Source organism: Chamaesiphon sp. OTE_20_metabat_361 (genome assembly GCF_031364565.1).
Genome location: NZ_JANLWO010000191.1, coordinates 1 through 3,272 on the forward strand (window position 1 = coordinate 1; position 3,272 = coordinate 3,272).

A 3,272-nucleotide genomic window follows, 5' to 3' on the forward strand; every position below is an offset into this window, starting at 1 on the left:
GCAAGCTTATTTAAGATATTTTTCGTGAATTACTAGCGAGCGACAGTTCGGTTTGACTGCTGAAACGGCGACACTTAATCGTGCTAAACCAAGCGGATTTTGTATAGCCGATCGCTAGTGACATCATATGTTCCAGGAGAACTATAATGAAAATTGCTCAAATTGCACCTTTGTGGGAACGAGTCCCCCCGCCAGCATATGGTGGGATAGAATTGGTAGTTGGATTATTAACAGATGAGTTGGTTGCCAGGGGGCATGATGTGACTTTGTTCGCATCGGGAGACTCGATTACATCAGCTAAACTGGAGTCGGTTCATCCCCAAGCATTGCGATTGGATTCAAAAATTAAAGAATGCGGCATTTACGAAATGCTCCAGTTAGCGCAGGTGTACGAACGAGCGGGGGATTTCGATTTGATCCACTCACACATGGGCTGTGCGGCATTGCCTTACAGCAAATTGACCAAAACACCGACCGTTCATACACTGCATGGAATTTTCACTCCAGACAACGAAAAAATGTTCGTTCATGCCAAGGCGCAGCCATTTGTCAGTATTTCTAATGCTCAACGGGAAGAACGACTGGGACTAAATCATGTCGCGACTGTTTACAACAGCATCGATGTCAGTACCCATCATTTTTTCCCCGTTGCTGACGAGCCAGCGTATTTAGCATTTCTCGGCAGGATTTCGGTTGAAAAAGGGCCGCATCATGCGATCGAGATTGCCAAAGCGACGGGCATACCGTTGAAAATGGCGGGGAAAGTCGATCCGGTCGATGTGGAATACTTTGAGGACATCATTAAGCCGCATATCGATGGCGAGTTCATCCAATTCTTGGGTGAAGCCGATCACTTTATGAAAAATGAGTTGATGGGCAGAGCGGTAGCGACGCTATTTCCGATCACCTGGCGCGAACCTTTCGGGCTGGTAACGATCGAATCAATGGCAGCAGGTACGCCAGTAATCGCGATGAATCTCGGCTCGGTGCCTGAAGTGGTCGCCGATGGCGTCAGCGGATTCATCTGCGATACGCTCGATGAGTGCATCGCGGCTGTTGCCAACATCCCGCAGATTTCTAGACTTGCCTGTCGGGAGTACGTCGCTCAGCGATTTGGCATCGAGCAAATGGTCGCAGGCTATGAAGCTGTTTACGAGCAGATCTTAGCTGAAAAATTCGCGAGTAATGGGCATCGCTCCGGTCAGCACCAGGTCGCTGGGATAAGCTGAAGTGTCGCCCGCTAGCAACGAGCGAATAACATCCTCGCTCGTTGCTGCCACCCCAGTCCAGACGATCGCCGAGTTATGAGCGACGAGTAAAGACTCACCCGAGTCTCCAGTAGGTACAACTTGTAAAGTAGGTACTCCAGCCCGAATTCCCATAGTCAATCCCCAAGATTTTCATCGTGAAAATCGCAGTTACATCATAATTAACGTCAGTTTGGGATAGGAGCTGCTAACCCCTTGGAAACCTCTGTGCGATCGTTACCAACCGATCCAGACAAGGTGTCCCGGTCGTTTTAGACATATTGGGATACCGTTCCTTCGATCCAGAACTGACGGTTACTTAGCGTAACTGCTGGTACGAAAGACTCAAGTTAAATTAATGTCAATTTTTACTGAGGTGCAGATATGTCAACCGGAAAATTCCCCACAACCACTATTAACCCACCAGTCAGTAACTCACCAGTGATGCAGCCACATCAACCATTTGCTTCCGCACGGATGCAAATCCCGACTCGTCAAGCGATCGCGTTAATCTCCGAGCATGGCGATCCAGCAGCCGAAATCGGTAAAGATGCTGCTGGCGGTCAAAATGTCTACGTTCGGCAAGTTGGCGAGGCATTAGCCAAATTGGGTTGGCAAGTAGATATGTTTACGCGCAAGAGCAGTCCCGATGATGCGACGATCGTCCAGCACTCGCCGCATTGTCGCACCATTCGGTTGACAGCAGGGCCGGAAGCTTATATTCCGCGAGATGAAATGTTCCAATACATGCCCGAATTCGTGGCAGCTTTTCAGAAGTTCCAGCAAAAAGAAGGGATGAGCTATCCCTTAGCCCATACTAATTATTGGATGTCGGGGTGGGTCGGACTCCAACTCCAGCGCAGCCAAAATCTGCAACTGATTCATACCTATCACTCGCTCGGAGCCGTTAAGTATCAGTCGGTAACGGAGATCCCCGAAATCGCCCAAACGCGTCTGGCTGTTGAAAAAGACCTGCTCGAACAGGCGCATTCGATCGTTGCCACTAGCCCCCAAGAATCTGACGATCTAGAGGCGCTCGTATCCAAAATTGGTAGCATTGATATTATTCCTTGTGGTACCGACGTGAGTACCTTCCGCCCCATTTCCAAATCTGAAGCCCGCAAGCAGTTGGGTATTAGTGCTAAGCAGAAAGTCGTCCTATATGTCGGTCGCTTTGACAAACGCAAAGGGATTGAAACCCTAATCCGGGCTACTGGTGAGTTGCGATCGCACTTAGAACAAGGCGAAGAAATCGATCCTCAACACTTAAAATTATTAGTCGTCGGTGGTAGCGACCCCAATGAGGCTGATGGTGTCGAGCGCCGCCGGATCGAAGATATCGTAGCCGAATTAGACTTAGCTACGACGACGGACTTTGTGGGCATGGTCGGACACGATCGGTTAGCACTGTACTATACCGCTGCCGATGTCTGCGTTATCCCCAGTCACTACGAACCCTTTGGCTTAGTCGCGATCGAAGCAATGGCTTGCGGTACGCCAGTAGTAGCTTCGGAGGTTGGCGGTTTGAAATTTACCGTCATCTCTGAGGAAACCGGACTATTAGTACCACCTCATGATGTTAGCAAATTTGCCCACGCGATCGGGCGGATTTTGACCGATGATATCTGGGCGCGGAAAATCCGCAAGCAAGCCTCAGCACGAGTACACCAAAACTTCAGTTGGACGGGTGTCGCGATTCAACTCAGCGATCTCTATCGTCGGCTGTTAGCACAATCGTTATTGAGTCCGGGAGTAGCACGCGGTTCGAGCGCAACTTCTACACTCCTACCCAAGCAAGCGGTCAAGGCGTCCTAATATTCACATCTTGCATCGGCACAAAGTTACTGGTGTTTTAGTGGATAGCGATTCGCGCTCCTCGGGTTCCCCGAGGGTTTAGCGGCGTTTTTTTTAGGGGGTTTCCCCCCCAAAAAAAAAACACAAGAAAGCCAAAAAAGAAAGTGAATACTGGTGAGTTTTTATAAAAACGCTTGAGTGGTGGGGTTATTTATTTATTGAGACTGCGGT

General features: G+C 49.4%; 2 protein-coding genes. Both read left to right on the forward strand.

Going from position 1 to position 3,272, the window contains the following annotated elements; genetic code table 11:
- The first annotated feature begins 146 nt into the window (after nucleotides 1-146).
- Nucleotides 147-1,229 (forward strand): glycosyltransferase family 4 protein, encoded by a 1,083-nt coding sequence (locus RMO35_RS05355; protein ID WP_309739101.1) that lies wholly within the window; start codon nucleotides 147-149, stop codon nucleotides 1,227-1,229.
- A 402-nt stretch (nucleotides 1,230-1,631) separates the two neighbouring features.
- A complete protein-coding gene (locus RMO35_RS05360; protein WP_309739103.1) occupies nucleotides 1,632-3,062 on the forward strand; it encodes a glycosyltransferase family 1 protein in 1,431 nt (476 codons plus the stop codon).
- Nucleotides 3,063-3,272: the final 210 nt, after the last annotated feature.